This window comes from Providencia sp. 2024EL-00732, assembly GCF_044006275.1.
GTDB classification, from domain to species: Bacteria; Pseudomonadota; Gammaproteobacteria; order Enterobacterales; family Enterobacteriaceae; genus Providencia; species Providencia huashanensis.
The window spans coordinates 1-1160 of the sequence record NZ_JBIPDG010000032.1 but is presented as its reverse complement, the minus strand read 5'-3'; the positions used below and the strand labels follow the sequence as shown (position 1 = coordinate 1160).

The 1160-nt window shown below is 51.6% G+C and carries 1 rRNA gene; it reads right to left on the bottom strand.

From position 1 onward, the window contains the following. A 23S ribosomal RNA gene (locus ACHB7C_RS20730) occupies positions 1–1160 on the bottom strand; the annotation flags it as partial.

Genomic DNA, 1160 nt, shown 5'->3' with positions numbered 1-1160 from the left:
TAGTGAACCGGATTTGCCTAATTCACCTGCCTACATCCTTAAACCGGGACAACCGTCGCCCGGCCAGCCTAGCCTTCTCCGTCCCCCCATCGCAATTATCACCAGTACGGGAATATTAACCCGTTTCCCATCGACTACGCATTTCTGCCTCGCCTTAGGGGTCGACTCACCCTGCCCCGATTAACGTTGGACAGGAACCCTTGGTCTTCCGGCGTGCGGGTTTTTCACCCGCATTATCGTTACTTATGTCAGCATTCGCACTTCTGATACCTCCAGCATACCTCACAGTACACCTTCACAGGCTTACAGAACGCTCCCCTACCCAACAATATTTACATATCGCTGCCGCAGCTTCGGTGCATAGTTTAGCCCCGTTACATCTTCCGCGCAGGCCGACTCGACCAGTGAGCTATTACGCTTTCTTTAAATGATGGCTGCTTCTAAGCCAACATCCTGGCTGTCTGAGCCTTCCCACTTCGTTTCCCACTTAACTATGACTTTGGGACCTTAGCTGGCGGTCTGGGTTGTTTCCCTCTTCACGACGAACGTTAGCACCCGCCGTGTGTCTCCCGTGATAACATTCTTCGGTATTCGTAGTTTGCATCGAGTTGGTAAGTCGGGATGACCCCCTAGTCGAAACAGTGCTCTACCCCCGAAGATGAGTTCACGAGGCGCTACCTAAATAGCTTTCGGGGAGAACCAGCTATCTCCCGGTTTGATTGGCCTTTCACCCCCAGCCACAAGTCATCCGCTAATTTTTCAACATTAGTCGGTTCGGTCCTCCAGTTAGTGTTACCCAACCTTCAACCTGCCCATGGCTAGATCACCGGGTTTCGGGTCTATACCCTGCAACTCATTCGCCCAGTTAAGACTCGGTTTCCCTACGGCTCCCCTATACGGTTAACCTTGCTACAGAATATAAGTCGCTGACCCATTATACAAAAGGTACGCAGTCACCCTGATAAATCAAGGCTCCCACTGCTTGTACGTACACGGTTTCAGGTTCTATTTCACTCCCCTCGCCGGGGTTCTTTTCGCCTTTCCCTCACGGTACTGGTTCACTATCGGTCAATCAGGAGTATTTAGCCTTGGAGGATGGTCCCCCCATATTCAGACAGGATAACACGTGTCCCGCCCTACTCGTCGAGTTCACAACACTA